This is a genomic window from Paenibacillus sp. 3LSP (assembly GCF_032465655.1).
In the GTDB taxonomy this organism is placed as follows: Bacteria; Bacillota; Bacilli; order Paenibacillales; family Paenibacillaceae; genus Fontibacillus; species Fontibacillus barengoltzii.
Map to the genome: position 1 here is coordinate 1 of NZ_JAWDJI010000254.1, position 14,623 is coordinate 14,623.

At 40.6% G+C, this 14,623-nt stretch carries 10 protein-coding genes; 9 read left to right on the top strand and 1 reads right to left on the bottom strand.

All coding sequences use genetic code 11. The features are described 5' to 3' along the window. From RW092_RS22035 to RW092_RS22075, 9 genes are all read left to right on the top strand, one after another. Nucleotides 1-119, top strand: a 119-nt coding sequence (locus RW092_RS22035) for a 23S rRNA (pseudouridine(1915)-N(3))-methyltransferase RlmH (RefSeq protein WP_316011315.1), incomplete at its 5' end; no start/stop codon positions are given. Between the two features lie 279 nt (nucleotides 120-398). After that, nucleotides 399-3,653, top strand: coding sequence for a helicase-related protein (locus RW092_RS22040; RefSeq protein WP_316011307.1), 3,255 nt, complete (start codon nucleotides 399-401; stop codon nucleotides 3,651-3,653). Further along, nucleotides 3,653-4,306: a DUF4391 domain-containing protein gene (locus RW092_RS22045; RefSeq protein WP_316011308.1), complete on the top strand. Its 654-nt coding sequence runs from the start codon at nucleotides 3,653-3,655 to the stop codon at nucleotides 4,304-4,306. The genes RW092_RS22040 and RW092_RS22045 overlap by 1 nt, the downstream gene beginning before the upstream one ends. A gap of 38 nt (nucleotides 4,307-4,344) precedes the next feature. Beyond that, complete coding sequence (locus RW092_RS22050; protein WP_316011309.1) at nucleotides 4,345-6,189, top strand: site-specific DNA-methyltransferase; 1,845 nt, start codon at nucleotides 4,345-4,347, stop codon at nucleotides 6,187-6,189. A gap of 16 nt (nucleotides 6,190-6,205) precedes the next feature. After that, nucleotides 6,206-9,256, top strand: coding sequence for a type III restriction-modification system endonuclease (locus RW092_RS22055; protein WP_316011310.1), 3,051 nt, complete (start codon nucleotides 6,206-6,208; stop codon nucleotides 9,254-9,256). Between the two features lie 129 nt (nucleotides 9,257-9,385). Further along, complete coding sequence (locus RW092_RS22060) at nucleotides 9,386-9,805, top strand: hypothetical protein (RefSeq protein WP_316011311.1); 420 nt, start codon at nucleotides 9,386-9,388, stop codon at nucleotides 9,803-9,805. Continuing rightward, the gene (locus RW092_RS22065) at nucleotides 9,802-11,031 is read left to right on the top strand and encodes a hypothetical protein (RefSeq protein WP_316011312.1); all 1,230 of its coding nucleotides are present in this window, start codon (nucleotides 9,802-9,804) and stop codon (nucleotides 11,029-11,031) included. The genes RW092_RS22060 and RW092_RS22065 overlap by 4 nt, the downstream gene beginning before the upstream one ends. 368 nt (nucleotides 11,032-11,399) lie before the next feature. Then, nucleotides 11,400-12,551, top strand: a complete 1,152-nt coding sequence (locus tag RW092_RS22070) for an ImmA/IrrE family metallo-endopeptidase (protein WP_316011313.1) — start codon at nucleotides 11,400-11,402, stop codon at nucleotides 12,549-12,551. Then, nucleotides 12,548-13,057: a DUF4411 family protein gene (locus tag RW092_RS22075; RefSeq protein ID WP_019004924.1), complete on the top strand. Its 510-nt coding sequence runs from the start codon at nucleotides 12,548-12,550 to the stop codon at nucleotides 13,055-13,057. Before RW092_RS22070 ends, RW092_RS22075 begins: the two co-directional genes overlap by 4 nt. 74 nt (nucleotides 13,058-13,131) lie before the next feature. On the opposite strand, the gene RW092_RS22080 is transcribed toward RW092_RS22075, so the two are convergent. After that, a complete protein-coding gene (locus RW092_RS22080) occupies nucleotides 13,132-14,370 on the bottom strand; it encodes a Fic family protein (protein WP_316011314.1) in 1,239 nt (412 codons plus the stop codon). Nucleotides 14,371-14,623: the final 253 nt, after the last annotated feature.

The following is a 14,623-nucleotide window of genomic DNA, read 5'->3' on the forward strand; positions in this document are numbered from 1 at the left end:
CGCAGCAGCGGCTGTCGTTCGGGCGCATGACGCTGCCCCACCAGCTCATGCGCCTGGTGTTGGCGGAACAGATATACCGCGTAGTTACTATAAATAAAGGGATTAAATATCATAAATGATCTTGATTGGGGACGGATTGGGGACGAAATTTTTCGAGCCTGCTCACTGCTTCATCAGAAAGCTTCTTCGTAACGTGGGAATAAACATTAGCGGTTGTTTGAAAGTCAGTCGTATTTAGTCGTGAATTCTTTCCATCGATGCGAGGGGACCACTCGATCATAACATCGAACAATATATTTCCTCAAATAGGAAATCAGAACTACTTCAAACAAGGAATTTCAGCGGGGGATGTCGAATAGAAAAAGTTGCGTGGTTTCGGGCGGAACAAGAGGTGAACTATGGAAATCATCAATAATATCGACAATCTTCTCGGCGAAAATTTGAAACTAGAGGTTCGTAAAGGAAGCAAGGTATCGATTGCTGCATCATGCTTCTCCATTTATGCATACGAAGCCTTAATGAGAGAACTGAATCAGGTGGAAGAAGTCCGGTTCATCTTCACCTCTCCCACCTTTATTGCGGATAGTATAAAGAAGGAGAAGCGGGAATTTTATATCCCGAAACGGAACCGGGAAAAAAGCCTGTACGGCACCGAATTTGAAATCCGGCTCAAAAACGAATTGACACTCAAAGCGATTGCAAAAGAATGCAGTGACTGGATTCGTAAAAAAGTCACGTTCAAATCGAACCGCACTTCAGGTTCAATGCAAGGCATGCTGAATGTGCAGACTGTAAACGAGCCGATCACCTATATGCCAATCGATGGCTTTACGACCGTTGATCTTGGTTATGAAAAGGGCAATGCTCTCTCCAAGATGGTGAACAAGTTCACAGAAGCTCCGTTTACCAAAATGTATTTCGATCTGTTCGATCAGGTATGGAATGACAAAAGCAAGCTTGAAGATGTCACGAACCAAGTTGTGGAGCATATTTCATCGGTGTATAAAGAGAACTCTCCGGAGTTCATTTACTATGTCATTTTGTACAATATTTTCAACGAGTTCCTATCGGACATCACAGAAGACATATTGCCCAACGAAGCAACTGGATTCAAAGAGACGGAAATCTGGAAACGTCTCTATCACTTCCAGAAAGATGCGGTTCTTGGTGCGATTAATAAACTGGAAAAATACAATGGATGCATCCTGGCAGACAGCGTCGGTCTGGGAAAAACATTCACGGCTCTTGGCATCATTAAATACTATGAACTTCGCAACAAGTCCGTATTGTTGTTATGTCCCAAGAAACTCGGCGACAACTGGCTTACCTATAAACAGAATGTAACCAACAATATTTTGTATGCCGACCGATTCCGCTATGATGTACTCTACCATACGGATATATCTCGGGAAAGGGGCAAATCAAACGACATTCCGCTCGACCGGTTGAATTGGGGGAATTACGATCTGCTCGTCATTGATGAGTCGCATAATTTCCGCAACAACGAAGCCAAGAAAGATAAAGAGACGCGGTACCAGAAGCTGATGCGGAAAGTGTTGAAAAGCGGCGTGAAAACGAAAGTGCTCATGCTCTCCGCTACTCCGGTGAACAACAAATTCATGGATCTTCGCAACCAGCTTGCCTTGGCTTATGAAGGGAATCCTGAAGAAATCAACAGCAAGTTGGGGACGGAGCGGGGTATTAATGACATCTTCAAACGAGCCCAGTCCGCGTTTAACCAGTGGTCTAAGATGGATGTTGCTGAGCGGACAACGGAGACGCTTCTTGGTATGCTCGACTTCGACTTTTTTGAGCTGCTGGACAGCTTGACGATCGCTCGGTCACGCAAGCATATCCAGAAGTATTACAAAGCGGAGGAGATCGGCGAGTTCCCCAGACGGCTGCCACCTATCTCGAAATTTTGCGATTTGACCGACAGGACCGATGTGATCGGGTATAATGAAATTTTTATAGAGTTATCCAGGATCAATCTCGGCATCTATGCACCATTCAAATATATTCAGCCGAGCCGATTGCGTTTCTATGAAGAGTTGTATGACACCAGTGTAAGGGGCGGGAGCGGGAACTTCAGGCAGATGGATCGCGAAGGCAGTTTGCAGATTTTGATGCGGATCAACCTGCTGAAACGCCTGGAAAGTTCGGTGGAGTCGTTCCGATTGACCCTTTCCAAGATTGTATCCAAAATTGATCAGACGCTTCAGCAAATCGAAGCCTTCGAGCGAAGCGGGAAATCCGACGCTGTAGGTTATACCGATATTGAGGATGCCAATCTTGACGATGACGACTGGTTGGACGATGATTTCAGCATCGGGGATACAATCAAGATCAATTTGTCCGATATGGATGTTCTTCGCTGGAAAGAAGATTTGATGAACGACCACAACATTCTTTCCGCCTTGCTGACCGAAATGCAGAAAGTAACGCCTGAACACGATGCGAAGCTAAACACATTAAAGCAGGTTATTGATCACAAAATCAATCATCCGATCAATCCCGGCAACCGCAAAGTCATCATTTTCAGTGCGTTCACGGATACCGCGGCGTACTTGTACACGCATTTGTCGGAGTATATGAAGGCCAAGTACAATATCGATACGGCCAAAATCGTCGGCAGCGACGAGAACAAAAACACCACCGGTTTGCGGAATGATATCAGCACATTGCTGACTTGCTTCTCGCCTCGATCCAAGGAGAAGAAACTGACCATGCCGGATGTCAAAGGCGAGATTGATCTGCTTATCGCTTCCGACTGCATATCCGAAGGGCAAAACTTGCAAGATTGTGACTATCTCATCAACTATGACATTCACTGGAATCCAGTGCGGATTATTCAACGATTTGGCCGAATAGACCGGATCGGTTCGCAGAACAAGGAAATTCAATTGGTGAACTTCTGGCCCAACATGACGCTGGATGAATACATACAGTTGAAAGAACGGGTCGAAAATCGCATGGTCATCATGGATATGACGGCAACCGGAGATGATAACGTTCTGTTCAATCAATCCAGCGATCTGGAATATCGGAAGCAGCAACTTCATCGTTTGCAGAAGGAAGTCGTCGATCTGGACGATATGAACACAGGCGTCTCCATCACCGATTTGGGCCTGAACGATTTCCGCATGGACCTGGTGAACTATGTCAAGGAAAACGGAGAACTTGATACCGTTCCGAGCGGACTGCATGCGGTTGTGGCTGCTGACGAAGAGAAGGGAGCAAAGCCCGGTGTCATCTTTGTTCTTCGTAACGTCAATGAGGAACTCAATCCCGACAAGCAAAACCGGCTGCATCCCTTTTACCTTGTCTATATGAGCGAAGACGGCGAAGTCATCACCAATCATATGGATGTCAAAAAGACGTTGGATATCCTGCGAGCCTTATGCAGAGGGCAATCGGAACCGATGATGGATGCTTGCCGCAGTTTCAATCAAGCGACGAAAGACGGCAAAAAGATGGACATGTATTCCATGCTGTTGGAAGAAACCATCCGCTCGATTGTTCAGGTGAAAGAAGAAAACGATCTGGATAGCTTGTTTAGTTCGGGAGGTACGACAGCACTCATCGACTCGATTAAAGGGCTTGAGGACTTTGAACTCCTCACCTTTGTCGTTATCAGGCAGGTGAATGCGTGATGTTTCAATTGCCTTCAAGCACGCTTGTAAACCGTAAAATTCCGAAGAACAAATTTTATGAGAAGCTGCATGCAAATCATCACCTCAAAGAACTGTTTACCGAACAAGTCGAATCGATCATCTGGAAACACAAGTTATCCAAGGACACGATTCGTCTTGAACCGAAAGAGGATATTGAAGAAATTCAGATTTTCGAAGTCCATTTGAAGGAGCAAACGTACTCCCTTGACTTGTTGCGGAGTATAGACAAGGCAATCCCTTATCCCATCTTGCATGTCTTGATGTATGAGGATCAGGCCAAGCTTGCCATCGCCTACAAAGAGCGAAATCAGACCGACGAAAATCGGTCTGTCGTCCGTTCTTACCATGAGACGGACTGGCAGCCGATCGAAAGTATCAAACTCGACATTCTCCAAGGACTCAATCTAAAGGCTGTTTACGAGAACATCATCCGTCAACTGCTTCCCATTAAGGTGAAGCCGGAAATCGAGCTTACAGCCGTTTTGGAGCGGCAAGCCCAAATTGACAAGCTGACGCAAGAATGCCACCGGCTAGAGTCCAAGATTCGGGCTGAAAAACAGTTCAACCGCAAAGTCGAACTGAACATGGAACTGCAACGGAAACGAAAAGAACTGAATCAACTACTTGATTAAGTAATTGGAGGCATACCTATGAACAAATTGACGATGAAGTGGTTGATCTGACTCAAGTTAATATCGACAAGATTGCAGAGTTGTTCCCCAACGTGATTACCGAAGCCAGAGATGAACAAGGAAAAATCAAGCGAGCGGTCGATTTTGATTTGTTGAAGCAGGAACTTTCCGATGTTCTTGTTGAAGGAGAAAAAGAACGGTATCAGCTTACGTGGCCCGGAAAGAAACAGGCTATCCTTAATGCGAACACGCCGATTGACAAAACATTGCGTCCGGTTAAGGAAGACAGCGTTGATTGGGATAATACGCAGAACTTGTACATTGAAGGCGATAATCTTGAGGTGTTGAAGCTGCTTCAGGAGTCGTATTTGAATAAGATAAAATGCATCTATATTGATCCCCCTTATAATACGGGTAAGGATTTTGTTTATAAAGATGATTTTAGCATGTCTGGAAACGAGTACCAAGGCGAATCTGGGCAAGTTGATGAAGCTGGAAATCGACTTTTTCAAAATACTGAGACAAATGGCCGGTTTCATAGCGATTGGTTGACAATGATGTATTCACGGATAAAAGTTGCCAAAAATCTATTAAAAGATGATGGCGTTATATTTATTAGTATTGATGACAACGAAGTCTTTAATCTAAGAAAAATATGCGATGAAATATTTGGGTCAACTAATTTTATTGCAAATGTTATTTGGCATAAAAAATATGCCACAGCGAACGATGCCAAGTATTTTGCGGAAATGCATGATCACATCTTAGTTTATCGAAAAAGTGATTCTTTTATGAGAAATCTACTTCCAAGAACTGATAAACAGAATTCGTTATACAAGTATGACAGTAATGATGGTAGAGGTCCATGGAGACCTGATAATTTATCAGTTAAAACCTATTCAGCCGAATATGATTATCCAATTATTAATCCAAATACCGGTAAGATATATAACCCACCGAAAGGAAGATGTTGGGTTACTAATAAAGACACCATGGAAAAATGGATTAATGAGGGTAGGGTGTTTTTTGGACAAAAGGGTGATGGGGCACCACAACTAAAAAGATATTTGAACGAAGTACAAGATGGAGTTGTTCCTCCAACTTATTGGTCTTATGAGGAATGCGGGCATAATGACGAGTCCCGAAAAGAAATAAAAATGTTGTTTGAGCAACCGCCTTTTGACACACCTAAGCCGACAAGACTCATTAGAAGAATACTTCAGTTATCTACTAATGCTAATACAGATGACATTGTATTAGATTTCTTTTCAGGTTCTGCTACAACCGCTCATGCAGTTATGCAGCAAAATTCGGAAGACAGTGGCAATAGGAGATATATCATGGTTCAACTACCAGAACCAACATCCGAAAATTCCGAAGCCTACAAAGCCGGTTACAAAAACATCTGCGAAATCGGCAAAGAACGCATTCGCCGTGCTGCAAAAAAAATTAAAGAAGAAACTGGAGCAGACATCGATTACGGCTTCCGGGTATTCCGTGTGGATTCATCGAACATGAAAGATGTTTACTATACACCGGACAATCTGAAGCAGGGCGATATGTTCGATCTCGCATCCAACATCAAAGAAGATCGTACCGGGGAAGATTTGCTTATTCAAGTCATGCTGGAACTCGGCCTTGAGCTTTCGTTGCCAATGGAAACGAAGCAGCTTGAAGGGAAGACCGTCCACTATGTCGCCGGAAATTCTTTAATTGCATGTTTTGATGATAACGTGCCGGAATCCGTTATGAAACAAATTGCAGCAGAACATCCGCTTCGGGTTGTATTCCGCGACAGTTCCTTTGAAGATGATTCTGCACGCATCAATGTAGAAGAATTGTTCAAGATGCTCTCTCCGGGCACAGAAATTCAAGTGCTGTAAAGGTGGTGAGCTCAAATTGAAGATCAAATTCAAACATCAGCAGTTTCAGTTGGACGCCGTAAAAAGTATCGTGGATTGCTTTGAAGGGCAACCGAATGAGTTGTCCCGATTTACACTTGACCGAGGCAGAAGACAAAAGCCGGAACAAATGGTCATGGATGATCTCGCGAATGCCGAACAAGCAAATATCGGTTTCAAGAACAACGCCATTCAATTGATTGATCAGGAAATCTTGAAAAACATTCAAACGGTGCAACGGAAGAACGGCCTGAAAATATCCGAGAAGCTTGAGGGCAAATATAATCTGACGATCGAAATGGAAACCGGGACAGGCAAAACCTATACGTACATCCGTACCATGTTCGAACTGTACCAAAAGTACGGATGGAGCAAGTTTATTGTCGTGGTTCCTTCCATTGCCATTCGTGAAGGTGTGCTCAAGACGTTCCAGATCACGGAAGATCACTTCATGTCCGAATACGGCACGAAGGCACGATACTTTGTGTATAATTCGAAGCAATTGCATCATATTGAGAAATTTGCCAGCGACGCCGGGATCAATGTCATGATTATCAATTCGCAGGCCTTTAATGCGAGAGGGAAAGATGCAAGACGGATTTACATGGAACTGGATGACTTCAACAGCCGCAAACCGATAGACGTTCTGGCGAGCACGAATCCGATCCTGATCATTGACGAGCCGCAATCCGTGGAAGGCAAGCAGACGAAAGAATCTCTAAAGGCTTTTAATCCGTTGTTCACCTTGCGATATTCGGCGACGCATCGTGAAGATTACAACAAAGTGTACCGGCTCGATGCTTTGGATGCGTACAACAAAAAGCTGGTGAAAAAGATCAGCGTGAAGGGGATTACGGCCAAAGGAACAAGCGGCACGGACAGCTATCTGTATCTGGAAGGAATCGATGTGAGCACGAAGCATGCTCCGGTGGCCCGGCTGGAATTCGAAGTGAAGACAAAAACGGGTCTTGCCAGGAAGACGCATAAAATCAGACAAAATGATGATATATACCAATTATCCGGTGAGCTTGAGCAGTACAAAGGTTACAAAGTGTCCGAAATAAACGGACAAAACAACAGTATCAGCTTTATAAACGGCGTGACTTTATACGCTGGAGATGTTCAGGGGGATGTTGGAGAACTGCATTTCCGCCGTATTCAGATTCGGGAAACCATTAAGTCGCATTTCGAGAAGGAACGAGCGATGTTTCATCAAGGGATTAAAGTATTATCGCTCTTTTTCATCGATGAAGTGGCGAAATACCGGCAATATGACAAAGATGGTTCGGAATTAAACGGCGTCTACGCAGATATGTTTGAGGAAGAATACACGGCTTTGCTCAACGAGCAATTGTCGCTGTTTGCCGATGATCCATACATCCAATACTTGAATCGAATACAAGTGAAAGAAACGCATAAGGGCTATTTTTCCATCGATAAGAAAAGTAACCGTTATGTCGATCCGAAGGTATCGGCAAGAGAGACCGACTCCGATGATGCAGACGCTTATGACTTGATTATGCGGGATAAAGAACGATTGCTAAGTTTTGCGGAACCAACCCGGTTTATCTTCTCCCACTCCGCCCTTAAGGAAGGTTGGGATAATCCAAACGTATTCCAAATTTGCACGCTGAAACATAGCGATTCCACCATCAAGAAACGTCAGGAAGTCGGGCGGGGACTGCGGCTTTGTGTCAATCAGAATGGTGAACGGATGGATTCGAGTGTACCAGGTATCGACGTTCATGAAATTAATGTGCTGACCGTCATTGCCAGTGAGTCGTACGAGCAATTTGCGAAACAGCTGCAAAACGAAATCGCTGAAACGCTGTCCGATCGTCCACGCAAAGCAGATCGCGACTTCTTCCTGGATAAGGTGTTGAACAATGCACGCGGCGAGCAATTGAAATTAGAAGATACCTTAGCAAGCAAGTTACTGTACACGTTTATTAAAAATGATTATGTGGATGATCAGTACAATTTGACGGATGTTTATTTTAACGCTGTAGAAAATCAGAGCCTCAAACTCCCCGAGGAATTGACGAACTTTCAGGAACCGTTTGTCGAATTGGTTAAGTCGATTTATGTAGAAGGCAAATCGAATCTGGCAGATAATGAACGGAACCGAAATATAGCTTCCGTTACGGTCAACAACAATTTTTATAAAAAGGAGTTCCAAGAGCTCTGGAACCAAATGAATCGCAAATCCGTGTATACCGTCAAGTTCGACTCCGAAGAACTTGTGAAGAAGTGTGTATGGACTTTGGACAATCATTTACAAGTGCCTGCGATCCGATATGCAATCAGGCATGGCGAAATGAATCGAATTGAGTCCCAGCAACAGTTAAAATCGGGGGAAGCCTTTCAGACGCGTGAAACGAAAACAGAGCTTGTGGAAGTTAAACCGGATTTCCGAATTAAATACGATTTGGTCGGCAAATTAATGGATGAGACACGACTAACGAGAAAGACGATCGTGGCAATTTTAACGGGGATCAAAGAAGCGACTTTCCTTCAATTCCGCAAAAACCCGGAAGAATTCATGATTCGTGTCGCCAAGCTGATCAACGAGCAGAAGGCGACGACGATCATTGAATCCATCACATATGATGTTCTTAATGATACGTTCGAAGCGGACGTATTCACGAAAAACACATTATCAGGGAAACTAGGGGAAAATGCGATTCCGGTTGAGAAGCACGTTTACGACTATGTAGTGACTGATTCCAAGATCGAGCGTGCTTTTGCAAAAGAGCTTGATGTCAGTAATGAAGTTCGAGTGTACGCCAAGCTGCCGCGGGGATTTTTCATCCCGACGCCAATGGGCAATTACAATCCGGACTGGGCGATTGTTTTCAAGGAAGGCGATGTGAAGCACATTTACTTCATCGCGGAGACGAAAGGCTCCATGGAATCCATGGAACTCCGTGAAGTGGAGAAGGCGAAGATTGAATGTGCCCGGAAACACTTTGCTAAGCTGAATACAGGCCAGTTGAAGTACGATGTAGTCAATAGCTATGAGAAGCTACTTGAGATTGTAAAACAATAATATATAAGGATTTTCAAAGAATTAGACCCCATTGACATTGTCTCAGGGGTCTAATTTTGTGAAAAAACGTGGTTTATTTTGGAAGTGGGTGGTACAATAGACCTAAAAAGTGGGTGCGGGGGAGTTTTTGTGTCAAATAAAACTGATAAAATTCTCAAATATTTCGAATTCAAACACCCTAATGTTCATATTAATGTATATAGAAGCTCCAAAGATCCCGAAGTAGGTAGAATGTTAAGTTTTTTTAATGCCGAAGGATCAGCAGCACTAAATTTAGATACCGGAAAAGTTGATATTCAAATAAAAGATGATACTTTTAGAAAATCTGTTTTATATGAAGAACTTGCTCATGCGTTACAATACCATAGAGATGGGAATGTAGAAGTTAACTCTTTAGATTATTATAAGCGAGAAATAGAAGTGGCACAATGTATGTTAGATAAGGTTTCTAAAGGCCGCTTAAGATTAAATGATGATGAGATTGTCCAAACTAAGAGTAATTTAAGAGTTTATCAAGAAGCTGTATTAAATCTGGGGGGAGTTATATGAGTAATAACCGAATAGCTGGTTATATTGATACTCCTATGAGAATATCCCCTGGAGAGTACATAGTATCAGGGAATTGGATTGCATCTACATTGAGTTGTGGTAAAGACTACATTATTAAGCATTACCGAAATGAAACGTTTATAGGAACTTGGAAGATCAATTCAGTTATAAACTTTATTACTAATAAGGGTCCGAAAATTGGATTAAAGGTTAAATCGGATAATCAATTTGCATACTTTGAGGTAGGCGATCTTTTGGTAGATCAAGAGTTAGATATTGATTTTTATAACATTTTAATTGAAAATGATTTACCCGAAGGTAGTATAGTTGGTAGTATACATGGTAATGAGAAAACAAAAGTCATCATATACTCAAGCATTAGTGGGCTTACATTAGCCGCGGTTTCACAAGAGAAAGTTCAGCTAAAAAGTGATATTGAGGTTAAAAGTATAAGAGGAACTATAAGAGTTCAAGTTACGGGGAAACAAGGGATTGTAGATGAAGAAAGTCCACTTGAAGTGCGAATTGATTCTGAACCTAAAATTCTATTAACCGATTTTTTGAATACAGTAAATCCGATTAGATCTTTTATTGTAGGCATTTCAAAAGATTATAATAACTATAGTCTTAAGGGAAAATTTAAGTCCCCACTGTATGAACCGACAGTTGAATTAAAAGCGGGAAGCATTCGACTATTTTTGGCTCCAAATAACGAAGGCCAGTTAAGTATGTTTGACTCACCAACTGGGCTTCCATATGTGTTACTGTATAAAATTCTAGCATCTGCAAGCAGAAAGGATGTACAATCAGTAATTCAAATAATTAGTGGAAATTTTATAAATGTCCATAAACATATGCATAACTTACTCTCAATTATAAGACCTTACTACAAAAAAGGATTATTGGAGATATCACTAAAAGGGTACGAAACAGTAAGGATAAACGAAAACACATATCGCACCGTTAAAGACGCTATGAAATTATTGTCATCGAGGGAAGTTGAAATCACAGGTCAGATTTACGCTATTGATACTAAACGAAATTGGTTTAGAATCACTGACAGTTATACCGACGTTGATTGGAAGATTATTTACAACCATCGTACAAGCACACAATTTGATTTAGACATTCTAACTAAGGGGACTATAAGAGTATACGCATCTACGTACTCGCCGCACGAAGCAAAAAGGGGGATTGCTGAGTACATTAACCATGAGTTTATCTAAAATAAGGAGAGGCTAAACGCCCCTCCTTTTTAGTTTACCATATCAAGTGATACGGTGAACCATATCACAAATAGATACACTTCTCTGAAACAATTGTAGTTAGGTTTGTTGAGTGAGCGCCAACGTATTTGCATGGCGCTTTTTTTACTTTTCATTTATGATGTAATTTTTTGTACAATGATTGGCGAATTTAGGAGTGAACAGTTATGAGAAGTTATTGGAAATTGTGAAGGCTTGAATTAATCTTTGAGCATAATATTGCAGGAATTTGTTAACCGGTGATATTGGTTGAATAGCTACAAGCTAAAAATTGTAATTCCAAATACCAATGAAATAGCATAAAATGAACTAAAAAGGAGGTGACGGAAGTGGCAAGAGTTGCAGTGAATCCGGAAGTGATTCGATGGGCTTTACAACGTGCAGATTTAGCTGAGACGATTGAAAAGAAGTTCCCGAAGTTGATGAGTTGGATGAACGATGAAACACAACCAACATTTAAACAGCTGGAACAGTTTGCTAAAGCCACTTCCACACCACTTGGGTTTTTCTTTTTATCTAAACCACCACAAATACAGTTGCCTATTCCACATTACAGAACAATTGACGATACTTATGCTTCTAAACCAAGTCCTGACTTGTTGGAAACGGTTCAGATGATGCAGCGACGGCAAGCATGGATGCGTGATTATTTATTGGATATGGGTCAAGAGCCGTTATCCTATGTTGGATCCTGCCAATTGATGGATAAACCCAAGGACGTGGCCCACGATATTAGAAGGATTCTGGAAATTGAAGATGGTTGGGCAGCAGACTGTAGAAGTTGGCAGGAAGCTCTCCAAATGTTACTGACTAAAATCGAAAATATAGGTATCTTGGTTGTTAGAAATGGAATAGTAGGGAATAACACTCACAGGAAGCTGAATGTGAATGAATTCAGGGGTTTTGTACTTGTGGACGAATATGCCCCCCTAATATTCATTAACGGAGCTGATAGCAAGGCTGCTCAGATGTTTACGATTGCTCATGAATTAGCACACATCTGGTTCGGGGCAAGTGCAGCCTTTGATCTTTCTAACTTACAGCCTTCTGATAAAGAGATTGAGCAAGCTTGTAATCAAACAGCAGCAGAATTTCTCGTGCCAGAAGTTGAGTTGAGATCGGTATGGGAGGGTATCAATAATGCCCCTGATCGGTTCAACCTTTTGGCAAGACATTTCAAGGTGAGCAGCATTGTAACAGCTCGAAGAGCATTAGACCTGATGTTAATATCCAGATATGAGTTTTTTGATTTTTATCGTGCATGGATGGAAATTGAGCGTAAACAAGCTCAAGATGATGAAGGTGGGGGTAACTTCTATTTCAACCAACACTTCCGAATTGGCCGGCGTTTTGCGGAAGCTGTGTTTACAAGTGCAAAGGAAGGGCGTTTGCAATATAACGAAGCATATAGACTGACAGGCCTTAAAGGAGATACCTTTGCAGAGTATGCGAAACACCTTGGAATTGAGGTGTATTCATGACAGAATCATTAAGATTTGTATTAGATACTAATGTTCTAGTTGAAGCACACAGGAGATATTATGCTTTTGATATCGCACCTTGTTTTTGGCGTGTCCTGTTGGAGTTAGCAGATAGAGGTCATATTGTAAGTATTGATAGAGTTAAGGACGAGCTAATGAATTCAGGCCAAGAAGACGCCCTGAATAAGTGGGCACTCTCGGAATTTGATCACTGGTTTGCCTCGACTGAAAATGAAGAAGTATTCGAAGCATATCGTCAGTTAATTGACTGGTCTATGGGAGAAAATCAATATCATGACTATGCCAAAACAGAGTTTGCAGATGTTGCGGACAGCTGGGTAGTTGCTTTTGCTAAAGCGTATAATTGTGTTGTAGTTACTCAAGAACAGTATAGCAGGGATGCTAGGAGAAGAATTTTGATCCCTAATGCCTGTAGAGCTATGGGGGTTGATTATATGAACACATTTGAAATGCTCCGTAAGCTAAATGCTAGCCTTGGAGAGTAATGACCAAGTGATACGGTGAACCGTATCATAAGTAAGGGAGCAGAGAAGATATTCTCTGCTTTTTCTGATATAAATTATTCTAATGCTTCAAGTTGATGTTGCAAACTATCACTTAGAGTAACAACAATAGGATTCTTACTTATTAACTTAATATAATCCTGTTTTTGTAAATGAGTTAATGCTTTTTTCATTAAATAATCAGAGGTTTCTTTACAATCAATAAGCTCAGTTTTTGATATTCCTTTATCTTTTAATCCAAAAATATAACTTTGACCAATAATGAATAGTACATCTTGATATAACTGGTGATCAATATTTAAGGATTGTATTAACTTAATCAGTTTGTTCATTTTGAATTTATTCATTGACAATTCATCTAGTACATGAGTTTGAGCTTGATGAATTATCTCAAAGAAAATGTTACAGAAATATGTTAGATCTCCATGGTTTAAAGGATCATTACTGACATTAAAAGCATCATAATATTTAGACTGTGAGAGGTGAGTTGAATAAGATAATGTAAGTGCTGTTAAAATATCCAGCTCGTCTTTCAGTAGCATACTACTAATAAACCTAGATGTTCTTCCATTTCCATCATAGAAGGGATGTATATAACCAAAAATATAATGTGAAATAGCTATTTTATATAGCATAGGTAATTTGAAGTGACTAATAAAATCTAACATACTGTTTATCTGAGAAATGATATTTTCTTCATTAAGAATACTTCTGTGCAACAACTTCCCAGTTTCAGTCTTTACATCAACAGGCTGACTTCTGAATAGTTTTCCATCTAGTGCATCATCTACATTTATCTCGTCTTTTACTAACTCGTCATAAATAGCTCTGATATCATTTGCTGTTGCCAATGGTATACTTTTATCTCTCATTAAATTATAGTACGTTTTCATCAGACTTTCATGTTTAACCTTGCTTTTTTTAGTACTGGATATTTTCTCAACTTGTTCAAGAGCGTATTCTAATTCTGCTTTAGTGCTTCTAACCCCTTCAATAGTGTTAGTACTCAATAGTTCATCAATTAGTTTAGATTTAATGTAATTATTTATTGCAATGCCAGGGATATCTTTGCTATGTATGAAGTCTAATATTTTTTTTGTATTCTTAGTGATTTGATAATGTAAATAGTCCAATTCTTGATAGTTAACAATAAAACATTGAAATTCGTTTCTTGATTTTATTGGTTTAATTTTAAATGGTAAATATGTTGTTCCGTAACTCTTAAGTCTAATATCAAGTTCATAGTTATAATTGGCATTATCTTTGTAATAAATTTTAGATAAAATTTGATACATAGTTCCACCTCCTCGAAATCTTAGTATTATTTTTATGTCCGTTTTTTTGTTTTGTATACATCTTATGATTATAAAAAATAAAAAACAAGGTGTTTTTTGATTATTAGATAATCTTTTTGTTGGGTAAGGCAAAAAAATCATATTTTTAATGGATAGCCAAGTGTCATGAGTAAAGAAGTTTTTTTGTATTGTGTTAACTAGTTTCCCCTGAAAAAGTCAGGGTGTTTTGAGCATAATTAAAAGGAATTCAGCA

Coding starts and splice junctions, on each gene's coding strand:
- RW092_RS22080 (WP_316011314.1), bottom strand. CDS start 14,370: ATGTATCAAATTTTATCTAAAATTTATTACAAAGATAATGCCAATTAT.
- RW092_RS22065 (WP_316011312.1), top strand. CDS start 9,802: ATGAGTAATAACCGAATAGCTGGTTATATTGATACTCCTATGAGAATA.
- RW092_RS22045 (WP_316011308.1), top strand. CDS start 3,653: ATGTTTCAATTGCCTTCAAGCACGCTTGTAAACCGTAAAATTCCGAAG.
- RW092_RS22040 (WP_316011307.1), top strand. CDS start 399: ATGGAAATCATCAATAATATCGACAATCTTCTCGGCGAAAATTTGAAA.
- RW092_RS22075 (WP_019004924.1), top strand. CDS start 12,548: ATGACAGAATCATTAAGATTTGTATTAGATACTAATGTTCTAGTTGAA.